Genomic DNA, 22,537 nt, shown 5'->3' on the forward strand with positions numbered 1-22,537 from the left:
GCTACCAAAAAAACACCAGCCCCTCCCCCGGGGGGGGGGGCGGGGGACCCCCGGGTTTGGGGGGGGTGTTTCCCACCCCCAACGGGGGGTAAACCCCGCTCCTACAGGGTCGGCGCCCTACCGTTGGCTACGCGAAACCAGCCCGACAATCACCGCAAACAACTCATCCCGCGCCTGCCCATGCTCGATCTCTCCGGCCAGCGCCGCTCCGGACAGCGCGTCGGCGGCGCCGAGCATGCCCCATAGCCCCGCCGTGGACAGCGTCCCGGCGAAGGGCCCGAGCAGCGCCCGGCACTTGTCGAGAAACTCCAGCTGGCACTCGCGTTTCAACCGCGCCAGCTCCGGCGAGCCTTCCAGCGCCGCGAGCACCCCGGGAATCTCCCGTCCTTCCGCCAGCACGCACTCGACATAACTGTCGGCAATCGCCCGCGCCTTGCCTTCCAGGGTGGCCTCTCCCGCCGCCATCGCCGCATCGATCAGCAGGTTCTGGCGCACTTCGAAATCCCGATACAACGCGGTCAGCAAACCTTCCCGGGTACCGAAGTGGTCATACACCGTCGGCTTGGTGATCCCCGCAGCCTCGGCCAGGCGCCCGAGGCTCAAGGCATCGGTGCCCTCTTCGGCAATCAGTTGCCGGGAAACCTGCAGCAACTGCTCCAGACGCTGATCCCGGGTCAGGCGCTTGCGGGTATCGCTCATGTTCGACTCCTGTGGCTGAACAGCTCGCGGCCGATGCGCCGGGCTGCCTCGAAATGCCCCTGCGGGAAGGCTTCGTCCGCCTGGGTCAAAAGCGCCGAGGATGCCACCCGCGCGCCGCAGTAGGCAAAGATTCCGTGCTCGATCTGGGTATGCATGGCCACGCTGTAGCCATGTTTGTCGTAGGTGCGCGGCCCGGCCCCACCCAGCGCCACCAGGTGCACCGGCAGGCGCTGCAACAGCCCGCGCTCCTGCTCGTCGTAGGCCCAGCCGCCACTGAACACCCGGTCGACCCAGCCCTTGAGCAACGCGGGGAACGACCACCAGTACACCGGATAGACCAGCACCAGGGCGTCGGCACGGTCGATACGCGCCTGCTCGGCCAGCACATCCGCCGGCACCACCGCGCGCTCGCGGAACAGCGCCTGGTCCTCGGGGTTGTAGCGTGGATCGAAGCCTTCTGCGGCGAGGTCGGCGATCTCGAAGCTGTGGTCCGCGCCAAGGCTGCGGGCCAGTTCGCCGGCGACCTGATGGGTCAAGGACTGGGGATCCGGGTGGGCGACGACGATCAAGGCATGCATGGCTGACTCCTGCGGATTGACTGAAAACTCTATGTACCAACCGTAGGTTACTTTTGGTATGTAGCGCAAGCCTTGGCGTGAAACCGCAATCCGATACAAAAACCAATTACGACACCATTTTTTGTGTTTGATATTTGGTTTTGTATCACTTATAACTGTCTCCACGCCCAAGCCCCCATGACAAGAAGGCGGGAGACTCACATGTACGCACAATTGGTCGAAACCGGCGTCAAGCGCCTGAAGACCCTCGAAGAGATGTCCGAGCAGGAACGCGCCTTCCAGGAGCGGATCGATGCCGAGATCAAGATCGAAGCCAAGAACTGGATGCCGGATGCCTATCGCCAGACGCTGATCCGGCAGATTTCCCAGCACGCCCACTCCGAGATCGTCGGCATGCTGCCGGAAGGCAACTGGGTCACCCGCGCCCCTTCGCTCAAGCGCAAGCTGCAGTTGATGGCGAAGATCCAGGACGAAGCCGGGCATGGCCTGTACCTCTACAGCGCCATGGAAACCCTGGGCGCCGATCGCGATACGGAAATCGAAAAGCTTAACAACGGAAAAGCAAAATATTCCAGCATCTTCAACTACCCGACCCTGAGCTGGGCCGATGTCGGCGCGGTGGGCTGGCTGGTGGATGGCGCTGCGATCGTCAACCAGGTGGTGCTGCAGCGCACCAGCTACGGCCCCTACTCGCGGGCCATGATCCGCATCTGCAAGGAAGAGAGCTTCCACCAGCGCCAGGGCTACGAAATCCTCCTGACCATGATGCGCGAGGGCACCCAGGCGCAGAAGGACATGGTCCAGGACGCCATCAACCGCCTCTGGTGGCCGTCGCTGATGATGTTCGGCCCCAGCGACGAGCACTCGCCCAACAGCGCCCAGTCCATGGCCTGGAAGATCAAGCGCCAGAGCAACGACGAGCTGCGCCAGCGCTTCGTCGACCAGACCGTGCCGCAACTGGAACTGCTGGGCTGTACCGCCCCGGACCCGGAGCTGAAGTGGAACGCCGAGCGCGGCCACTACGACTTCGGCGCCATCCAGTGGGACGAATTCTACGAAGTGCTCAAGGGCAACGGCCCGTGCAACCAGGAGCGGGTCGCCACCCGCCGCCAGGCCATCGAGGACGGTGCCTGGGTCCGCGCTGCCGCCGTCGCCCACGCCACCAAGAAAGCCAACAAGAACGCCGCCTGAGCGTCGCCTGACCGGAGATTCCGCCATGTCCGAATGGACCCTGTTCGAAGTATTCGTACGCAGCAAGCACGGCCTCAACCACAAGCATGTCGGCAGCGTGCATGCCGCCGATGCCGCCATGGCCATCGAGAACGCCCGCGAGCTGTACACCCGGCGCAACGAAGGCGTGAGCCTGTGGGTGGTGCCGTCGGCGCTGATCACCGCCTCGTCGCCGGACGACAAGGACCCGCTGTTCGCCCCCTCCGAAGACAAGATCTACCGCCACGCCAGCTTCTATGAACTGCCGGCCGAAGTAGGGCACATGTGATGAACCAGGACCTGATCCAATACCTGCTGCGCCTGGGCGACAGCGCCATGGTCCAGGCCCAGCGCCTGTGCCAGTGGTGCGGCCGCGCCCCGGCGCTGGAAGAAGAGCTGGCGCTGATGAACGTCGGCCTCGACCTGGTCGGCCAGGCGCGCAACTGGCTGGAATACGCCGCCGAGCTGGCCAATGACGGCCGCGATGCCGATCACCTGGTGTTCCGCCGCGACGAGCGTGCCTACCGCAACCTGCTGCTGGTGGAACAACCCAACGGCGACTACGCGGTGACCATCCTCAAGCAGTTCTTCTACGATGCCTGGCACTTTGCCGTGCTGCAGGGCCTGGTCCGTTCCAGCGACGAGCGCATCCAGGGCATCGCGGCCAAGGCACTGAAGGAAGTCACCTACCACCTGCGCCGCTCCGGCGAGTGGGTCGAGCGCCTGGGCGACGGTACCGAGGAAAGCCGCCAGCGCATGATGGCCGCCCTGCCCCAGGTCTGGCGCTTCACGGTCGAGCTGGTGGACGCCGACGCGGTCGAGCAGCGCCTGTTCCAGGCCGGGATCATCGGCAATCCGGAGCAGGTCGCGCTGGCGTGGCAGCATCAGGTCGAAGCGACCTTCGAGCGCGCCACCCTGCCGGTGCCGCAAGCGGCCAGCCACTTCTATCTCAGCGGTCGCCAGGGCCTGCACAGCGAGCACCTGGGCCTGCTGCTGGCGGAAATGCAGTTCCTGCCGCGAGCCTACCCCGATGCAACCTGGTGAGTTGATCGCCAGCGACCGCGGCGCCCGCGCGCCCCGGGCCGACGACCTGAGCCAGGCCTGGACGGCGCTGGAACAGGTCATGGACCCGGAAGTGCCGGTGGTCAGCGTGGTCGAGCTGGGTATCGTCCGCGATCTGGACTGGGCCGACGGCCACCTGCGGGTGACCGTGACGCCGACCTACTCCGGCTGCCCGGCCACCGAGGTGATCGAGCAGGACATCCGCAACGCCCTGGAACAGGCCGGCTTCCCCGCACCCGCGCTGAACCGTCAGCTCAGCCCGGCGTGGACCACCGACTGGATCAGCGACAGCGGCCGCGAGCGCCTGCGTGCCTACGGCATCGCCGCACCGGTGGGCAGCGCGAGCAAACGCAGCCTGCTGGGCGAGTCCGCGCAGATCGCCTGCCCGCAATGCGGCAGTACCCACACCGAGGTGCTCAGCGAGTTCGGTTCCACCGCCTGCAAGGCCCTGTACCGCTGCTGCGACTGCCGCGAGCCCTTCGATTATTTCAAGTGCATCTGAGCGCTTGCTGGAGATTTCCCCATGAGCCAGTTCCATAGCCTGACCGTCAAGCAAGTGCGCAGCGAAACCCGCGATGCCGTGTCGATCCTCTTCGACGTGCCGCGCGAGCTGGACGAGACCTTCCGCTTTACCCAGGGCCAGTACCTGGTCCTGCGCACTCAGTTGGACGACGAGGAAGTACGCCGCTCCTACTCGATCTGCACCGGGATCAACGACGGTGAACTGCGGGTGGCGGTGAAGAAAGTCGCTGGCGGGCGCTTCTCCGCCTTCGCCAACGACGTGCTCAGCGCCGGTGACGTGCTCGACGTGATGCCCCCGTCCGGCAGCTTCCACGTGCCCCTCGACCCGGCGCGCCAGGGCCATTACCTGGCGGTGGCGGCCGGCAGTGGCATCACGCCGATCCTGTCCATCGTCAAGACCACCCTGGAAGCCGAACCGGACAGCCGTTTCACCCTGCTCTACGGCAACCGCGCCAGTGGCTCGGCGCTGTTTCGCGAACAGCTGGAAGACCTGAAGAACCGCTACCTGCAGCGCCTCAACCTGATCTTCGTGTTCAGCCGCGAACAGCAGGACATCGACCTGTACAACGGCCGCATCGACGCCGACAAGTGCGAACGCCTGTTCAGCCGCTGGGTCGACGTGGCGGGCCTGGAAGCCGCGTTCATCTGCGGGCCGCAGGAAATGACCGAGACCGTGCGCGATGCCTTGAAGGCCCGTGGCATGGACGCCGGGCGCATTCATTTCGAACTGTTCGCCGCCGCCGGCAACGAAGCCCGGCGCCAGGCCCGCGAGGCAGCGCGGCAGGTGGATGCGGCGGTGAGCCAGGTCACGGTGATCAGCGATGGCCGCGCCCTCTCCTTCGAACTGCCGCGCAACAGCCAGAGCGTGCTGGATGCCGGCAATGCCATCGGCGCCGAGCTGCCGTATTCGTGCAAGGCCGGGGTCTGCTCGACCTGCAAGTGCAAGGTGATCGAGGGCGAGGTGGAGATGGACAGCAACCATGCCCTGGAGGACTACGAAGTGGCGGCCGGTTATGTGCTGTCGTGCCAGAGCTATCCGGTGAGTGAGCGGGTGGTGCTGGACTTCGACCAGCTTTGAGATTGCCGGGGCCGCTGCGCGCCCCATCGCGGGTTAACCCGCTCCCACGCCGATCTCGGTTCCTCCAGATAAAACAGGGTGAAACACCGACCCTGTGGGAGCGGGTTCACCCGCGATGGACCGCAAAGCGGTCCCAAAAATGAAGCAACACCGCAGTACCCAAGCGTGAATCACACAACAACTACAACAAGATCAAGAGAGCGCACACCCATGACCCCCAGTCATATCGAATCCATCCAGAACCACCCCGACTTCCAGCAACTGGTGCGGCGCAAGCGTCGCCTCAACGGCAGCCTCACCGCCGCCATGCTGGTGATCTACTACGGCTTCGTCCTGCTCGTGGCCTTCTCCCCCAGCACCCTCGGCCAGTCCCTCAGCGGCGGCGTGACCACCGTCGGCATGCTGGTGGGCGTGCTGATCGTGCTGGTGTCGTTCGGCCTGACCGGTATCTACGTATACCGCGCCAACAACGTCCTCGATCCGCTCAACGACAAGGTCAAGCAGGAGTGCGCACAATGAACTGGACCGCCATCGGCATGTTCCTGCTGTTCGTGCTGTTCACCCTCGGCGTGACCCGCTGGGCCGCCCTGCGCACCCGCTCGGCCGCCGACTTCTACACCGCCGGCGGCGGCCTCACCGGGATGCAGAACGGCCTGGCCATCGCCGGCGACATGATCAGCGCCGCGTCCTTCCTCGGCATCTCGGCGATGATGTTCCTCAACGGCTACGACGGCCTGCTCTACGCCCTCGGCGTGCTCGCCGGCTGGCCGATCATCCTGTTCCTGATCGCCGAACGCCTGCGCAACCTGGGCAAGTACACCTTCGCCGACGTGGTCTCCTACCGCCTGGCCCAGACTCCGGTGCGCCTGACCTCGGCCTTCGGCACCCTGACCGTGGCCCTGCTCTACCTGGTGGCGCAGATGGTCGGCGCCGGCAAGCTGATCGAGCTGCTGTTCGGCATCAGCTACCTGTACGCGGTGATCCTGGTGGGTGTGCTCATGGTGTTCTACGTCACCTTCGGCGGCATGCTCGCCACCACCTGGGTGCAGATCATCAAGGCGGTGATGCTGCTCTCCGGCACCACCTTCATGGCCTTCATGGTGCTCAAGCACTTCGGCTTCAGCACCGAGGCGATGTTCGCCAGCGCCGCCGCCGTACACGCCAAGGGCACGGCAATCATGGCCCCCGGCGGCCTGCTGTCGAACCCGGTGGATGCGATTTCCCTCGGCCTGGGCATGATGTTCGGCACCGCCGGCCTGCCGCACATCCTCATGCGCTTCTTCACCGTCAGCGACGCCAAGGAAGCACGCAAGTCGGTGTTCTACGCCACCGGCTTCATCGGCTACTTCTATCTGCTGCTGATCGTGATCGGCTTCGGCGCCATCGTCATGGTCGGCACCGAACCCGCCTACCGCGACGCCAGCGGCGCGATCATCGGCGGCGGCAACATGGTCGCGGTGCACCTGGCCCAGGCCGTGGGCGGCAACCTGTTCCTCGGCTTCATCTCGGCGGTGGCCTTCGCCACCATCCTCGCCGTGGTCGCCGGCCTGGCCCTGTCCGGCGCCTCGGCGGTGTCCCATGACCTGTATGCCTGCGTGATCCGCAAGGGCCAGGCCAGCGAACAGGACGAAGTACGGGTCTCGCGTATCGCCACGCTGGTGATCGGCGTGCTGGCGATCATCCTCGGCCTGCTGTTCGAGTCGCAGAACATCGCCTTCCTCTCCGGCCTGGTGCTGGCCATCGCCGCCTCGGTCAACTTCCCGGTGCTGTTCCTCTCGATGTTCTGGAAGGGCCTGACCACCCGCGGTGCCGTGGCCGGCAGCCTGGGCGGGCTGGTGTCGGCGGTGATCCTGCTGGTGCTGAGCCCGGTGGTGTGGGTCAACGTCCTGCACCACGACAAGGCGCTGTTCCCCTACAGCAACCCGGCGCTGTTCTCCATGAGCGTGGCCTTCCTCAGCGCCTGGGCCTTCTCGGTTACCGACCGCTCGGCACAGGCCAGCGAGGAACGCGGCCGCTATCTGGCGCAGTTCATTCGCTCCATGACCGGTATCGGCGCCGCCGGCGCCAGCAAACACTAATCAAGAACACGATTCGGGAATAACAACAATGAGCCCCATTCGCCTTCTCGCCGGGATCGCCCTGCCCCTAGCCTGCACCCCGGCCATGGCCGGTTTCATCGAGGACAGCCACGCGAAGATCGAGCTGCGCAACCACTACATCAACCGCGACTTCCGCCAGGACAACGCACCGCAGTCCAAGGCCGAGGAATGGGCCCAGGGCTTCACCGCCAGGCTTGAGTCCGGCTTCACCGACGGCACCCTCGGCTTCGGCGTCGATGCCATGGGCCAGCTGGGCATCAAGCTCGACTCCAGCCGCGACCGCCGCAACACTGGCCTGCTGCCCTACGGGCGCAACAGCCTGGAACCGGCGGACGACTACAGCGAGCTGGGGGTGACCGCCAAGGTACGCCTGTCGAAAAGCGTGCTGCGCCTGGGCACCCTGCAGCCGCTGCTGCCGGTGGTGACCTACAACGACACCCGCCTGCTCGCCTCGACCTTCCAGGGCGGCTTGCTGAACAGCCAGGAAATCGACGGCCTGACCCTCAACGGCGGGCGCCTGACCAAGGCCAACCTGCGTGACTCGTCGAGCAACGACGATATCGGCTACGGCGCGGCGACCAGCGATCACTTCGATTTCGGCGGCGGCACCTATGCCTTCAACCCGCAACTCGCGGTGACCTACTACTACGCCAAGCTGGAAGAGATCTATCGCCAGCAGTACGTCGGCCTGGTCCACACCCTGCCGCTGGCCGAAGGCATGAGCCTGCGCAGCGACCTGCGTTACTTCGACAGCCGGGGAGACGGCGCCGAGCGCGCCGGACGCATCGACAACCGCAACTTCAACGGCATGTTCACCCTGGCGGTGGGTGCCCACAAGTTCAGCGGCACCTTCCAGCAGATGTCCGGCGACAGCGCTTTCCCGTTCCTCAACGGTGGCGACCCGTACACGGTCAACCTGGTCACCTACAACACCTTCACCCGCGCCGGTCTCGATTCCTGGCAGGCGCGCTACGACTACGACTTCGCCGCCCTCGGCATTCCCGGCCTGACCTTCATGACCCGCTACACCGACGGCCGCCATGCCAAGGCCGCGGGCATCGACAACGGCCGCGAGCGCGAACGCGATACCGACCTGGCCTACGTGATCCAGAGCGGCCCGCTGAAGAACGTCAGCCTGCGCTGGCGCAACGTCACCTTCCGCTCCGGCAACGGCCTGACCAATGCCCTGGACGAGAACCGCCTGATCATCGGCTACACCCTGGCGCTGTGGTAACCGCGCCCCTTACAAGAATCGGAGGACACACGATGTCTGCTGCCCCTACCTTGCAAAGCTTCATCGCCGGTCGCTGGATCGGCCAGCACGGCGCCCAGTCCCTGCACAGCGCCCTTGACGGGCATGTCCTGGCCCACGCCCACGAGGAACGCCCGGACTTCGCCGAAGCCATCGCCTTCGGCCGGGTGCAGGGCCGCAACGGCCTGATGGGACTGGACTTCCAGCAGCGCGCCCAGCGCCTCAAGGCACTGGCCCTGTACCTCGCCGAGCGCAAGGAACAGCTCTACGCCCTGTCCCACCACAGCGGCGCCACCCGTGCCGACAGCTGGATCGACATCGAGGGCGGCAATGCCACGCTGTTCTCCTATGCCGGCATCGGCGCCCGCGAACTGCCGTCGGGCAACCTGGTGCATGAAGGCCCGGCGATCCCGCTGGGCAAGCAAGGTCGCTTCGCCGGCAGCCATATCCTGGTGCCGCGGGCCGGGGTGGCGGTGCATATCAACGCCTTCAACTTCCCGATCTGGGGCATGCTGGAAAAGTTCGCCCCGACCTTCCTCGCCGGCATGCCGTGCATCGTCAAGCCGGCCACCGCCACCAGCTACCTGACCGAGGCCGTGGTGCGCCTGATGGATGAGTCCGGCCTGTTGCCGCCGGGTGCCCTGCAACTGGTGATCGGAAGCACCGGCGACCTGCTGGAACGCCTCGACGGCCAGGACCTGGTGACCTTCACCGGCTCGGCCGATACCGCGGCCAAGCTGCGGGTCACGCCCAATCTGATCCGCAACTCGGTACCCTTCACCGCCGAAGCCGACTCGCTGAACTGCTCGATCCTCGGCCCGGACGTGAGCCCGGACAGCGAGGAATTCGAGCTGTACATCAAGGAAGTGGCGCGCGAGATGACCACCAAGGCCGGGCAGAAATGCACGGCGATCCGCCGCGCCATCGTCCCCGCGCGGCACCTGGATGCGGTGGCGACCCGCTTGCGTGATCGCCTGAGCAAGGTAGTGGTCGGTGATCCCTCGGTGGAAGGCGTGCGCATGGGGGCCCTGGCGTCCCATGCGCAGCAGGCCGATGTCGGCGAGCGGGTCGCGCAGTTGCTGCAAAGTTGCGACCAGCTGTTCGGCGCCAGCGATGGCTTCGAGCCGCGTGGCGAAGGCGTGGCCAACGGCGCCTTCTTCGCCCCGACCCTGCTCCTGGCCCGGGATGCCCATGCCGAGGGCGGTGCCCACGATATCGAGGCGTTCGGGCCGGTCAGCACGCTGATGACCTACGAGGACCTGGATGAAGCCCTGGCCCTCGCCGCCCGTGGCAAGGGCAGCCTGGTGGCGAGCCTGATCACCGCCGACCGCACCGTCGCTGCCAAGGCCGTGCCGGTCGCCGCAGCCTGGCACGGTCGGCTGCTGGTGCTGGATGCCGAGGCTGCAGCCGAATCCACCGGCCATGGCTCGCCGTTGCCGCAACTCAAGCACGGCGGCCCTGGCCGCGCCGGTGGCGGTGAAGAACTGGGCGGGCTGCGTGCGGTGAAGCATTACCTGCAGCGCGCTGCGGTACAGGGTTCGCCAAGCATGCTGATGGCGGTGACCGGCGAGTACGTGCGCGGCGCCGAAGTGATCGAGACCGAGGTACACCCGTTCCGCCGGCATTTCGAGGACGTGCGTATCGGCGAGTCGCTGCTGACCCACCGCCGTACGGTGACCGAGGCGGACCTGGTGAACTTCGGCTGCCTGTCCGGCGACCACTTCTACATGCACTTCGACGAGATCGCCGCGCGCGAATCGCAATTCGGCAAGCGCATCGCCCATGGCTACTTCGTGCTGTCGGCGGCGGCCGGGCTGTTCGTCAGCCCTGCCCCGGGTCCGGTACTGGCCAACTACGGGCTGGACAACCTGCGCTTCATCAACCCGGTGGGTATCGGCGACACCATCCAGGCCCGGCTGACCTGCAAGCGCAAGATCGACCAGGGCAAGAAGAGCCCGCAGGGCGTCCCGCAAGGGGTGGTGGCGTGGGATGTGGAGGTGACCAATCAGCTTGGGGAGCTGGTGGCCAGTTATGACATTTTGACTCTGGTGGTGAAGAAAGAGGTCTGATCTCTTGGGCCTCATCGCTGGCATAAGGACCGCATGCACCGCGAACCCTGTGGGAGCTGGCTTGCCAGCGATGATGCCCGGAAGCTCACTACTGACCAGCGCCCTTCACTTTCTCCCCATAGCGACACTGGATGAAGGCTTGCTACTCCCGGCTCGAACAACACACCACTGCGAGACCTGAACGGCGCAGAGCTTCATGCAGACCCGGATCTCGATCGAATGCATGAGCTCTTTGCTATCCCAGCAACCCCCACTTCACAAAGATCGGCCCTCTCACCAATTTTCTGGGTAACGGCCAGATTCGGTGGAGGTAATAATTTCCTTCCGGATGAGGCATCAGTTCACCTTCATTGAAATGCTGGATCACTTCCTCATTACGTACCCAACGTTCTGGCCACATGACTTTCCAATAGCCCTCCTGCGGGCAAGGCTCACCGCTTTTGCAGGTATCTACCGGGAAGTATTCGGCCTTGAAAGCCGGGGAACCGGGCAGGGGTCTTCCCGTGGCAGGATCCAGGCCTTTTTCCTTGGCCAGTTTTTCGATCAGCCATTCTTCCGGCTTGGGTGGGGGGATATTGGCGAGGCGATCTTCAAGCCATTTGATTTTTCCGTCCCATGGGGGGAGTTTTGCGGGTGGCAGCGGGACAATTTCGTTGATTTCTGGAACTACCGGATTAGCGTAAGAATAGTTGGCCAATACGCGCCAGATCTTGTTGTATCTTTCCGCCCGCTCCAGATCAATAGACTGACCTAGGTAATTGAAATCATCCTCAGGTGCTGCCCCTCGAAAAGCCGCCTCCAAAAACCCGATAGCTGACTCATTACCAGCAGACGCGCCCATTTGGAACAACTCCAGCGCTTGGGCATAGTCCCCAACCCTTTTATGGTAGAGAGCCACCGCCACTGCTGCCTCTCCATGACTTTGCGCCGCGGCGCATCGGCGCATATCTCGGGCAACCTCAGATAAGGCAGGTATGGAAGCCAGCTTATCCGCTACATAGGCCTGAGCAGATGCATTACCTTCGTCAGCTGCCTTCCTGTAAAACTTCAATGACATCTCTTCATCTTTTTTTAGACCGCCCCCTCCAACCTGAAGCATCCTGGCAACCATCAAGTAACCGGCGGCAACTTTTGCATCTATCAACTCCTGGCTCATCCTCAGGCGCTCATACCCCTTCACTTTAAAGTATCCACGCATCGCTCCAATTTGAAGATTAATATTCGCCTTATAGTGACCACCCTCCGAGGCAATTCGGTATAGCCTTTCAGCTTGAGCATAGACACCTTCATCGCGAATCAATTGATTATTCACCTGCAGCCAACGCGCATAACGAAACAAAACATCTAAATCCCCAGCATATCCTGGACCCTCTTCATAACTGCAAGAAAAATTCAGACGCCCAATATCACTCATGGCTTCAACCCCAGATAAAATACTTGCCACTGCCTTGTTGCTTACACCGCACGACACCGATAGCAAAAACGATATAATTACAACCCATCGCATCAATCAGCCTCCTTAAAAACAGGCTTATCGAAATAGAATTCTATCAGTGGAGCTTTAGGGCTTTTTCTTGCCTCTTGAAGATCCTTATTTTCATCTATAATTCGCTTCCAAATCTTAAAGGCCTCCGCCGGATCATCCTGCGCCCCCTTCTTTCCCGTATGTAAATCCCACAACCTTCGCCTCAACTCCTGCGTGACACTCATCCAGTCATGCGCAATATTCAATTCACTGTCCCCGATCATGCTGCGGTGATTGATATTCGCCGAGCCCTGGGTGGTAAAAACATCATCGACAATCATCAACTTCGAATGCACATAAACCGGTGTCCAGGCCGAGCCCTCGAAAGAGTCAGGCGCGACCAGCGAACACACATGCACCTTCAACCCCGGTATTTCTTCGGGATAGATGGTGCTGTCTTCGATTTCCTGGATTTGCCGGTCGAGATCCTTCTCCCATTGTTCCAACTCACGCTTCCCCCGGTGATCACGAGGGTCCGGGCGTGGCTTGGGTGGAGCAGCGCGTTTGACTTCGCGGATCCGGCTCAGCTTGGTGACATGGGGAATGGTGTCGGCACGCCCCAGGCTTTCGAGCATGCGCTGCGTATTGGCCGAGCCCGCAGCAACGGAATCAGCCCCGGCATTGGTGATCACGAACAGGTGCAGTGCTTCCTGTACACCTGGATCACGGCCTTGACGGGTCTGGTTAGCCGCAGCTGCCTTGATGGCTTCGGCCAACGGCGGCCAGCGGAAATACTGGTTTTCGATATAGATGAACTGGGTCGCATTGTTCACCGCCTGCAAATACAGCGATTGGATATCGCGTATCCCCGTCTGGGGCTGCGTGCGCAGCACCTGGACCATTTGTCTTGTATCGGGGCCACATTTCAGGCGTTGCCCGAGCTCCTTGGCCGGACGCACTTCGAGCAGGTTTTCGCCGGTTTCCTTGAGCCAGGCCTCGGCAAAGTTCGCGTGCAGGTGTTCCAGGATCGGGCCGGTGAGCTGGCAGGAAATGTCCTGCCGAGGCAGCACCCCACGCGGACCTCGGTCCGGAGCGGGCCGGCTGTCGCCAAAGCGATTCTTCGCGGAATGCTTGTCGGTGTCCCAGTATTCATCGAGCATGTTGTGGCCCAGGACAAAGCCAATCGCTTCCTCTGGCAGTTCGTAGTCGACCAGGACGCTTTTCTGGTGATGACTCGGTGCCAAGGCCATGGTCAGCCGGGTTTTTCCGGCCAGATTGGGATCGAGACCATCTTCTTTCAACGCCCGGGAAATATTGCGGCGTTCGGAAAAGTTGAAACCGCGACTGACCAGCAACGGAATCCGGTCCTCCGTACGCCTGGCCGCTTCGCTGTCGTCGATGCCGAAGCGCTTGAACCACTCGCGATCGGCCTTCGACTGCTCTTCGGTGGTGCTCTGCATCTCCTCGTCCCAGAGACCCAGCGCACGCCGCTGCGGCAGGTTGGCTTCACCGGCGATACCCGCGGTATTCAGCGGTGCTTCCCAGGTCAGCAGCCGGACCTTCACCCCTTCTGCAGCTTTTTTCCTGAGTAGCTCACCGATGCTGGGGGCCTTGCCATCGCGAATCAGGAACATCGATGGCTGGAACCCCCAGCAGATGATATCGACGCTTCTTTTTGCATCGGCTATGGCCCGGTGCACGACCGCGAATGTTTCCTCGCCATTGACCAGCGGCCGATAAGTCGCCGTCTCCGGATGGTAAAGCGTGTTCTGGACGAACCAGGGTGATACGCACGTCGCTTCCTGAGTGTGCTGCAGGGCTATGGGTACGACGATTTCAGGCCGGGTCATGAGTTGTCTTCCTGGGAGGCAGCGGAACCATCCAGCAACGCGGAGTAGTGCGTGCGGTGCTCCTTGTGCGTCGCGGGCTGATTGACGGTTTCGTTAGATGCGGACTTGTGGTTTTGCAGGCCACGGTTGGCCAGATGCGCCTGCTCGGGGTTGCTGTACTGGTCGGGAACCGGAAGACGAAACTCCACGCCATTGGCCAATTGCAGGAGGTAGCTGTGGGTAGCGACCTGGTGATCGACCCGGACCTGCCCGCTTTTATCCAGCACACCTTCACCGACCAGGCCGCTGCCGGCGTAGAGACGGTATGGCATGCCCGCCCAACCGATTCGCGGGGCCGTTGCGGTCTTGTTGATATTGAAGCGCAGCGCCTGCTTGAACTGACTCACCGGATACTCCGGATGCGCCGCACTCATGCTCGCCGCCCCGGTAAACGCCACCCGTGGCGCCTTGACCAGGTAGTCGCCTTCGGTGCCCGCCTCGATCCGCGTCGGGTCGAGGATCAGGTAGCTACCACCGGCATTCAGGGTGATCTTCTTTTTCGCGACGATGCGGATCTCGTCCTCGGTGCTGACCACCTCCAGTCCTTCCCGGGCCATCAGGGTCAGGGTGTCGTGCTGTGCCTGGATCTGCACCGGGCCTTGGTTGGCGATCAGCTTGATGCCGAGCTTGCGCACGAACAGGCTGAGGCCCTGGCCGACACCGATGAACAGGCGCTTGACCACGCTCATGTCGGCATTACCGCCGGCGTTGAGCAGCAGGTTGTTCTGTGCTGCCAGTTGCAGGTGGTCGCCACTGGTCAATGCGATGCCCTTGGGCGCGCTGAGCAGCAGGACGGCGGACTTCAGTTGCTCCACGTCGCCCTTCAGCAGCGTCAGTTGGGCCTGCACATCCGCTGGGTCGCCACGGCTGGCCTCGGCGTCGCGGGAGAGACCCTCCAACTGTTCGGCGGCCTGCTGTAGCCGGTCGAGAGCCGGAGCCATTTCCAGCACGTCGCCCTGGGCCTTGGGCTGTGGGTCGGCACTGATGAACAGCCCCTTCCCTGCCCGCAACGCGCCCCAGTGGTCGCTGCGCAGCTCGAAGCCTTCGCCGCGCTTCTTGCGATCCTTGCCCACCAGATGCCCCAGGTTCAGCTGACTCTTGCCGCCAAACTCGGTACTGACCTTGATGTGCTCCTGCCCCTTCTTGTCCTCCATCCGCAGCTTGTTGTTGCTCGGCGTGCGCAGCACGTTGCGGGTGTTGTTGTCGCGGGCGACGTGGTCGGGGTGGCGGTCGTCGTGCAGGGCATGGGAGATATACGGGCGGTCCGGGTCGCCCTGCTCGAAGGCGATCGCCACTTCGGTGCCGGCCAGCAGCGGGAGGTGCAGGCCGTACAGGTCGCCGGCGTAGGGCCGCGCCAGGCGCAGGGCCAGGCTTTCATAGCCGGGCTCGCGAGTGTCGCGGTCGAACAGGAAGCTGACCCGGTAGCGGCCTTCCAGGTCGATATGGCTGTAGGGGTCGTTTTTCTGCCGGCTGGTGATGCGAGCGGGAATGGTCCCGGCAATCACCGGCTTGGGCTGCAACGGCGGGCGGAAGCCCACCAGCCCGTCAAAGGGCAGGCCTTCGAATTCGACCAGGTAGTTCCTGTTGCGCGCCCCGCTGACCCGCGTGGTGTGCACGATCAGGGTCTTTTGGCAGTCCTGGGGAAGGTCGCCGCTGAGCTTGAGCATGCTCGCCGGTACCATCTGCGGGCTGCTGCTGAAACCCGTCACCTGGCTGCGCAGGTTCATGTTGCGCTCGTAGGTCAGGCGGGCGAAGAAGCGCCCGGTCTCGGGGGTCGGGCGGTCCGAGTAGATCTCGCCCAGCTCGGTGTAGGCCCAGCCGTACTCGTAGGTTTCGCCGTAGACGGAATATCCCAGGCGCCATTGCTCGGTTTCGCCCTGCAGGTGCTTGTTGGCCTGGCGCGGGTCGTAGGTACGGAAGACCAGGTCCTTTTCCACCACCTGGTGGCGGGTGCCGATGTCCCAGACACAGTCGCCGCCGTTGCTGTTCATGCCGGCGCGCGGCAGGTACGGCAGCTCGGTTTTCAGGTCGTGGAACGGCCAGTCGCGGAAATGCACCACCTCGACGCGGTGCTCCGAGTTGATGGCGAAGCGGTACCAGATGCCGACCTCGGCCAGCAGGCGCTGGACGAAGGCCAGGTCGGTTTCCTCATACTGCAGGACGTGGTCACGTACCGGGTAGTCGCGTCTCAGGTCGAAGAAGTATTCGTGGCTGAACAGCTTGTGCCGTTCCTTGAGGATGTGCTTGACGATGTCCGGCACCGATTTGCGCCGGTACAGGCGGGTCTGCTTGCTGCGCGCCAGCAGGCCGAAGCGCGGCTCCAGCACGATCTCGTACTGGCCTTCGTCCACCGTGGCGCGGATGCGCCTGAACGAGGTGATGATGCCGAACAGCTCGCGGACCGGGTTGTGCTTTTTCTTCTTTTCTTCCCAGGGGTAGGTGACCGGCGGCTCGCCGTACAGGGCGAACCGGGCGGTGCGGTTGAGGAACAGGGCCTTGTCCAGGTCGAGGGGTTTGGGGCGGTCAGGGTCGTCGTCCTCCGCGTCGGGCCGCGGCAGGGCGCAACTGAAGCGGATGGTGTAGCGGAATGGCTGGCTGAGGTATTCCTCGCCTTCGAAGGCGAAGATGTCGAGCGGCACGTCGAGGTTCTGGACGTTGAGTTGGTAGGGATTGCGGGTGGTGGGCGATGGGTAGCGGCTGACGATCGTGTCCATGCGTTGTCTCGCTGAAATATCCGGCAATGAACTTCAAACCCGAAAGTTCGAAGTTCATTGCGGAATCCATTAATAAATAACGGCCTGCAAGCGCCAGCGGAAAGTTTGGAATAAATTGAAATACTTGAAAGGAAGTTACTAGCAACTTCCTGCGCGCGCAGGTCCGTTTTCAGGGGCGCACAGTAAAACATCCGACTGATTGATTGCGAGACGCAAAATAACGCGAGGAAGTTTCCATTTAACTTTGCGAAAATTCCGACTCAAATGGTTATTCAAAATCCAATTCAAGTTGGCTTTGCCTGTTGAATTCCAGCACCAACATCCAGGGGCTGCTGCTGTAGCAACAGGCATTCACCAGCACCCTGCTGCCTACCTAGCAGCGAGTCACACGAAACCGTGATTTATCTATACAAATCAACAGCTTGAAAACATGGCACAAACCCTGCTCTCCCCCCGTATCTGCAACGCTCGGGGAGAAGCAGCATGTTCCAACTCAATCCAATCGCCAAAGGCATCGGCATCAGCCTGTTGCTGGCCAGCCAGTTCACCCACGCCGACGACGACACCAGCGCCACACCGGCCCTGAAGACCGTCACGGTCACCGCCCAGCACCGCGAGGAAACCCTGCAGGAAGTCCCTGTAGCCGTCTCTGCCGTGCAAGGCACCAACATCACCGCCGACGGCGTGCGCGCCATGGGCGACATCACCACCTTCATTCCCAACGCCTCGGCCAAGAACCCCGACGGCGACGGCCGCCCACGCTGGTATATCCGCGGCCTGGGCACCGGCGATACCGGCGCGGCCACGGTCTACCCGGTGGGCATCTACGCGGACGACGTGTACCTCAACGCACCGGTGGCCGGCGGCGGCCCGCTGTTCGACCTGGAGCGCATCGAGGTCCTGCGCGGCCCGCAAGGCACCCTGTACGGCAAGAACACCACCGCCGGCGCGGTAAACATCATTTCGAAGAAACCGACCTTCGACACCGACGGCTACGGCACCATCGGCTTCGGCAGCAAGAACGAACGCATCCTCAACGGCGCCATCGGCGGTGCGCTGGTGGACGATCGCCTGGCCGGCCGGGTGTCGCTGTACTCCGAAGAACGCGACGGCTTCACTCACAACCTGACCAACGACCAGACCTACGGCGACGTCAACAAGAAGGCCGTGCGCGTGCAGTTCCTGGCCAAGGTCAACGAAGACCTGGAAGCCTTGCTGAAGATCCATGGCCGCGAGTTCAAGGGCGACGGCAGCAGCGGCTCGCTGCCCCTGGGCCGCTATTACAACGTCGGCTACCAGCGTCCGGACGGACGCAGGATCGAGCTGAACACCAACGAGGACTACAAGCTCGACCACAGCGGCACCTCGCTGACCCTGAACTGGAACCTCGGCGACTACACCCTGACCTCGATCACCGCCTACGACCATATCCGCAACCAGTCGCTGACCGACGCCGACTACACCCCGTACGAAGTCAACGGCGCCAGCGACAGCGACGCCACCTACGACCAGTACTCCCAGGAGTTCCGCCTGGCCTCGTCGCAGCAGGAAACCCTGCGCTGGATGCTCGGCACCCACTACTTCCACGAGACCCTGGACAACAGCACGGTACGCACGGTCACTCCGGGACCGACGCCGAATGGCACCGGCTCCAACCAGACCGGCGGCAACGTCGATTACCGCAACCTCGACTACACCCACCGCACCGACAGCTATGCGCTGTTCGGCAACCTGGCCTACGACTTCACCGACAACCTGACGGTTACCGGCGGCCTGCGCTGGACCACCGAGAAGAAAGACATCGACCTCGACCTGACCCAGCTGACCCGGGCCACCGCCAACGGCCCGCTGATCCCGCTGACCGCCGCCGGCAGCAACGGCAACCGCGAAGAAGAGAAACGCTGGGACGCCTGGACCTACGACCTGACTCCGGAATACCGGATCAACGACAACCTGCGCGTGTTCTTCCGCTACGCCCACGGTTTCCGCTCCGGCGGCTTCAACACCGGCCTGTCCACCAGCCTGGCGCAGTTGACCACGGTCGATCCGGAAGAACTGGATGCCTATGAACTGGGCCTGAAGTCGGAGTGGTTCGACCATCGCCTGACGGTCAACGCCAACGTCTTCTACTACGACTACCAGGACATCCAGGTGAACCTGCTGACGGTGAACAGCGGCATCCTCACCACCGCCTTGACCAACGGCGCCAAGGGCAAGGTCAAGGGCGCCGAACTGGAGATCGAGGCCCAGCCTACCGACCGCCTGCACTTGCGCGGCGCGCTGTCGTTCCTCGATACCGAATACACCGACTTCAAGAACACCAACCCCAACACCGGCGCGGTCACCGCCGACTACAGCGGCAACAGCTTCGTGCGCTCGCCGCGCTACGTGGTGTCCCTCGGCGCCGACTACACCCTGCCGCTGGACATCCCGGGCAGGCTGGTGGCCGGTGGCGATGTCAGTTTCCGCGACAAGGAATACTTCCTCGCCGACCGCCAGAGCAGCGCCGACGCGCCGCTCAACCAGCCCCACTACACCCTGGCCAACAGCCGCCTGACCTGGTTCAGCGCCGACGAGAAGCTCAGCGTCACCGGCTTCGTCAACAACCTCACCGACCGCCGCTATCAGGTCCACGGCCGTCCCAACGGCACCGCCGGGCAGTACGTGATCACCTACGGCGACCCGCGCACCGTGGGCCTGAGCGTCACCAGCCGGTTCTGACCCCGCTTCGCCGGCAACCCGGTTGCCGGCACCCTTTCCGCGTTACAGGAGTAGCCTTGCATGTTCCGTCTCGATCCCTTGGCCGGCGCCATCGCGCTGGTCATCGGCAGCCTTGCCGTGCCCGTCGTTCAGGCCGATGAATCCGCCAGCGGCGCGAAAAGCGACAAACTCGATACCGTGGTGGTGGTCGGTACCCGCCGCAGTGACGTGACCGCGCTGGAGAGCGCGGCACCGGTGGATGTCCTGAGTGCCGAGCGCCTTGAAGAAACCGGCGCCAAGGATCTGTCCGGGGCGCTGACCGCCCTTTCGCCGTCCTTCAGCTTCCCGCAGTCGCCCCAGGGCGCCTTCGCCGGCTCCATCGCCCAGGGCGCCTCGCTGCGCGGCCTGGCCTCGGACCAGGTGCTGGTGCTGGTCAACGGCAAGCGCCGCCACAGCAGCGCCAACGTCACCCGCCAGAGCCTGGCCAACGGCCGCGGCGCGGCGGCGGTGGACCTCAGCCTGATCCCGCTGAGCGCGGTGCAACGGGTGGAGATCCTGCGGGACGGCGCCGCCGCGCAATATGGCTCGGACGCCATTGCCGGGGTGATCAATATCGTGCTCAAGGAAAACGATGACGGCGGCAATATCGGCTACCGCTTCGGCGGTTACGACAAGGGCGACGGCCTGCAGCGCAAGCTCAGCGGCTGGAAAGGCTTTGCCCTGCCCAACGACGGGTTCCTGACCCTGTCGTTCGATGCCGGCAGCCAGGACCCGGCCAGCGACACCCGCCCGGACAACCGCATCTTTTATCCCGGCAGTACCAGCATCAATACCCCGCGCGAGCAGAACAACCGCTACCGCACCTGGAACTGGGGCTCGGGCGGGGTCAGCGATCAATACAATTTCGTCGCCAACAGCGAAATCGGCCTCGGCGACGGCCTTACCGCCTACGGCTTCGCCACCTACGGGCACAAGAACACCGATGCCGAAGGCTTCTTCGACCCGCCCACCGCCCTGCGCAACAACTACGGCAGCGTGGCCCTGTCCCGCTACCCGGACGGGCGCCTGCCGATCACCCGCTACGCGCTGGAGGACCATGCCGTGACCGGCGGCCTGCGCTACGAAGATGAACACCTGGGCAAGTTCGACCTGGCCGCCAACTACGGCAACGACACGCTGAAATCCACCGATCGCGATGCGATCAACCCCAGTTGGGGCAGCAGCAGCCCATACAACATCTATACCGGCGAGCGCGAGAACGAGCAGACCAACCTGACCCTCGACTGGGTCCGTGACTTCCCCACCGACCTGCTGGCCAAGCCGCTGACGGTTTCCGCTGGCCTTGCCTGGCGCAAGGAAAACTACACCCTGAGCGCCGGCGAGGCGGCGGGCTGGCAGAACGGCGCGCTGTTCAACACCCTCGACCCGGTAACCGGGCGGCGTCTGCCGGGCTACTACTCGGGGATTACCAACGTCGACGCCGCCTCGCTGGAGCGCAAGGTGTTCGGCGCCTACCTGGATCTCGAAGGACAGATCACCGACAAGTTCCAGGCTGGCCTGGCGGTGCGTTCCGAGCACTATTCGGACTTCGGCGACACCACCAACGGCAAGCTGTCGCTGCGCTATGACTTCACGCCAGAGATTGCCGCACGCGGCAGCATCAGCAGTGGCTACCGCGCGCCTTCGCTGGTGCAGAGCGGGCTGTCGTCGTTCAGCGTGCAGGTGGTGGAGCAACCGAGCGGCAGCGGCAACTGGGTGGAGGTGCAGCAACGCACCTTGCGCGCCGACAGCCCGGAAGCCGCGCTACTGGGCGGTCGGGCGCTGAAGCCCGAGGAGTCCACCAACTATTCCCTGGGCCTGGTCTGGCGGCCGTTGAGCAATGCCTCGCTGAGCGTCGATGCCTACCGCATCGATATCGACAACCGCATCACCCTCTCCGACCAGTTGCCCTCCAGCGTGGTCGGGCCGATCTTTGCCGGAACGCCCTACGCCAACATCCAGAGCGCGGCGTTCTACACCAATATCGCCGATACCCGCACTGACGGTATCGAGCTGAGCGGGCAGTACCAGCTGGACCTGGCGGCCTATGGCCGGCTGGACCTGAATGCCGGCTTCGCCAAGACCCGCACGCGGATCACCGACCTGCGGGATGTCGGCGGGATCAGTGGTGAACAGATCGTCGGCCGGGCAACCCAGGGCCTGATCGAACACGGCAGCCCGGAGAACAAGCTGACCCTGAGCGCCAACTGGCTGTACGAGAACTGGGGGCTGACCGTCACGCAGCGCCGCTACGGCGAATGGAAGAGCCTCAACGCCAGCAACCCGGCACTGGACCAGACGTTCAGCCCGCAATGGGTGACGGACCTGGACCTGAGCTATCGCTTCGACCTGGGGCTGAAAGTGTCGGTGGGGGCGATCAACCTGTTCGACAGCCATCCGGACAAGTTGAAAGGCGCTCAACTGTATGGTGTGCCGAAGTATTCGATCACTTCGCCGGAGGGGGCACAGGGGGCGTTCTATTACACCAGTGTCAGTTATGACTTCTGACTCAGACCTTTGAAATGAAAAGCGGAGCCATCGGGCTCCGCTTTTTCATCACCTGCCTCAGTAGTAGGCGTTTTCTTTCTGCGTGTGGTCGGTCACGTCACGCACGCCCTTCAGTTCCGGAATGCGTTCGAGCAAGGTCCGCTCGATGCCGTCCTTCAGGGTCACGTCGGCCTGGCCGCAGCCCTGGCAGCCGCCGCCGAACTGCAGCACGGCGATGCCGTCCTCGACCACGTCGATCAGGCTGACCTGGCCGCCGTGGCTGGCCAGCCCCGGATTGATCTCGGTTTGCAGGTAGTAGTTGATCCGCTCGTTGATCGGGCTGTCGTCGTTGACCATCGGTACCTTGGCGTTCGGCGCCTTGATGGTCAGCTGGCCGCCCATGCGGTCGGTGGCATAGTCGACGACGGCGTCGTCGAGGAAGGGTTCGCTCACGGCATCGATGTAGGCGGTAAAGCTCTTCAGGCCCAGCGCGGTATCTTCCGGCTTTTCTTCACCTGGCTTGCAGTAGGCAATGCAGGTTTCGGCATATTGGGTGCCGGGTTGGGTGATGAAGACACGAATACCGATTCCTGGGGTGTTCTGCTTGGACAGCAGATCGGCCAGGTAATCGTGCGCGGCGTCGGTAATGGTTATGGCGCTCATGGAATCTCCTCA

General features: G+C 63.5%; 16 protein-coding genes and 1 pseudogene. 11 read left to right on the forward strand and 6 right to left on the reverse strand.

From position 1 onward, the window contains the following. Nucleotides 1–117 precede the first annotated feature (117 nt). Together V0R59_RS28815 and V0R59_RS28820 are read right to left on the reverse strand one after the other, a co-directional pair. Nucleotides 118–699, reverse strand: a complete 582-nt coding sequence (locus V0R59_RS28815) for a TetR/AcrR family transcriptional regulator (RefSeq protein WP_330077910.1) — start codon at nt 697–699, stop codon at nt 118–120. Then, nucleotides 696–1,277: an NAD(P)H-dependent oxidoreductase gene (locus V0R59_RS28820; RefSeq protein WP_330077911.1), complete on the reverse strand. Its 582-nt coding sequence runs from the start codon at nt 1,275–1,277 to the stop codon at nt 696–698. The genes V0R59_RS28815 and V0R59_RS28820 overlap by 4 nt, the downstream gene beginning before the upstream one ends. Before the next feature lie 201 nt (nt 1,278–1,478). On the opposite strand from V0R59_RS28820, the gene paaA reads away from it, so the two are divergent. From paaA to paaZ, 9 genes and pseudogenes are all read left to right on the forward strand, one after another. Beyond that, nucleotides 1,479–2,468: a 1,2-phenylacetyl-CoA epoxidase subunit PaaA gene (gene paaA / locus V0R59_RS28825; protein ID WP_330077912.1), complete on the forward strand. Its 990-nt coding sequence runs from the start codon at nt 1,479–1,481 to the stop codon at nt 2,466–2,468. A gap of 25 nt (nt 2,469–2,493) precedes the next feature. Next, a complete protein-coding gene (gene paaB / locus V0R59_RS28830) occupies nt 2,494–2,775 on the forward strand; it encodes a 1,2-phenylacetyl-CoA epoxidase subunit PaaB (RefSeq protein ID WP_330077913.1) in 282 nt (93 codons plus the stop codon). Continuing rightward, a complete protein-coding gene (gene paaC / locus V0R59_RS28835; RefSeq protein ID WP_330077914.1) occupies nt 2,775–3,530 on the forward strand; it encodes a 1,2-phenylacetyl-CoA epoxidase subunit PaaC in 756 nt (251 codons plus the stop codon). The genes paaB and paaC overlap by 1 nt, the downstream gene beginning before the upstream one ends. Then, complete coding sequence (gene paaD / locus V0R59_RS28840; protein WP_330077915.1) at nt 3,517–4,050, forward strand: 1,2-phenylacetyl-CoA epoxidase subunit PaaD; 534 nt, start codon at nt 3,517–3,519, stop codon at nt 4,048–4,050. The genes paaC and paaD overlap by 14 nt, the downstream gene beginning before the upstream one ends. Before the next feature lie 21 nt (nt 4,051–4,071). Beyond that, the gene (gene paaE / locus V0R59_RS28845; protein WP_330077916.1) at nt 4,072–5,148 is read left to right on the forward strand and encodes a 1,2-phenylacetyl-CoA epoxidase subunit PaaE; all 1,077 of its coding nucleotides are present in this window, start codon (nt 4,072–4,074) and stop codon (nt 5,146–5,148) included. Between the two features lie 210 nt (nt 5,149–5,358). Further along, nucleotides 5,359–5,667, forward strand: a complete 309-nt coding sequence (locus V0R59_RS28850; protein WP_330077917.1) for a DUF485 domain-containing protein — start codon at nt 5,359–5,361, stop codon at nt 5,665–5,667. After that, nucleotides 5,658–7,226 (forward strand): annotated as a pseudogene (locus tag V0R59_RS28855) (cation acetate symporter); the annotation flags it as partial. The gene V0R59_RS28850 and the pseudogene V0R59_RS28855, both read left to right, overlap by 10 nt. Nucleotides 7,227–7,254: 28 nt before the next feature. Then, complete coding sequence (locus V0R59_RS28860) at nt 7,255–8,481, forward strand: OprD family porin (RefSeq protein ID WP_330077918.1); 1,227 nt, start codon at nt 7,255–7,257, stop codon at nt 8,479–8,481. A gap of 32 nt (nt 8,482–8,513) precedes the next feature. Next, nucleotides 8,514–10,568, forward strand: coding sequence for a phenylacetic acid degradation bifunctional protein PaaZ (paaZ, locus tag V0R59_RS28865; protein WP_330077919.1), 2,055 nt, complete (start codon nt 8,514–8,516; stop codon nt 10,566–10,568). A 235-nt stretch (nt 10,569–10,803) separates the two neighbouring features. Here the strand turns inward: paaZ and V0R59_RS28870 are convergent, their stop codons facing one another. Genes V0R59_RS28870 through V0R59_RS28880 form a run of 3 tightly spaced genes read right to left on the reverse strand, consistent with a single transcriptional unit; the run spans nt 10,804 to nt 16,636 of the window. Next, a complete protein-coding gene (locus V0R59_RS28870) occupies nt 10,804–12,075 on the reverse strand; it encodes an SEL1-like repeat protein (protein WP_330077920.1) in 1,272 nt (423 codons plus the stop codon). Next, on the reverse strand, nt 12,075–13,883 hold the full coding sequence (locus tag V0R59_RS28875; protein ID WP_330077921.1) for a phospholipase D-like domain-containing protein: 1,809 nt from the start codon (nt 13,881–13,883) through the stop codon (nt 12,075–12,077). The genes V0R59_RS28870 and V0R59_RS28875 overlap by 1 nt, the downstream gene beginning before the upstream one ends. Further along, nucleotides 13,880–16,636 (reverse strand): type VI secretion system Vgr family protein, encoded by a 2,757-nt coding sequence (locus tag V0R59_RS28880; RefSeq protein ID WP_330077922.1) that lies wholly within the window; start codon nt 16,634–16,636, stop codon nt 13,880–13,882. Before V0R59_RS28880 ends, V0R59_RS28875 begins: the two co-directional genes overlap by 4 nt. A 483-nt stretch (nt 16,637–17,119) precedes the next feature. On the opposite strand from V0R59_RS28880, the gene V0R59_RS28885 reads away from it, so the two are divergent. After that, complete coding sequence (locus tag V0R59_RS28885; RefSeq protein WP_330077923.1) at nt 17,120–19,357, forward strand: TonB-dependent receptor; 2,238 nt, start codon at nt 17,120–17,122, stop codon at nt 19,355–19,357. 60 nt (nt 19,358–19,417) lie between these two features. Further along, a complete protein-coding gene (locus V0R59_RS28890; RefSeq protein WP_330077924.1) occupies nt 19,418–21,883 on the forward strand; it encodes a TonB-dependent receptor plug domain-containing protein in 2,466 nt (821 codons plus the stop codon). A gap of 57 nt (nt 21,884–21,940) precedes the next feature. On the opposite strand, the gene nfuA is transcribed toward V0R59_RS28890, so the two are convergent. Then, nucleotides 21,941–22,525 carry a Fe-S biogenesis protein NfuA gene (gene nfuA / locus V0R59_RS28895; RefSeq protein ID WP_075804120.1) on the reverse strand — a complete coding sequence of 195 codons (585 nt, stop codon included), beginning with the start codon at nt 22,523–22,525 and terminating at the stop codon, nt 21,941–21,943. Nucleotides 22,526–22,537: the final 12 nt, after the last annotated feature.

It is taken from the genome of Pseudomonas ulcerans, from assembly GCF_036324125.1.
Taxonomy (GTDB): Bacteria; Pseudomonadota; Gammaproteobacteria; order Pseudomonadales; family Pseudomonadaceae; genus Aquipseudomonas; species Aquipseudomonas ulcerans.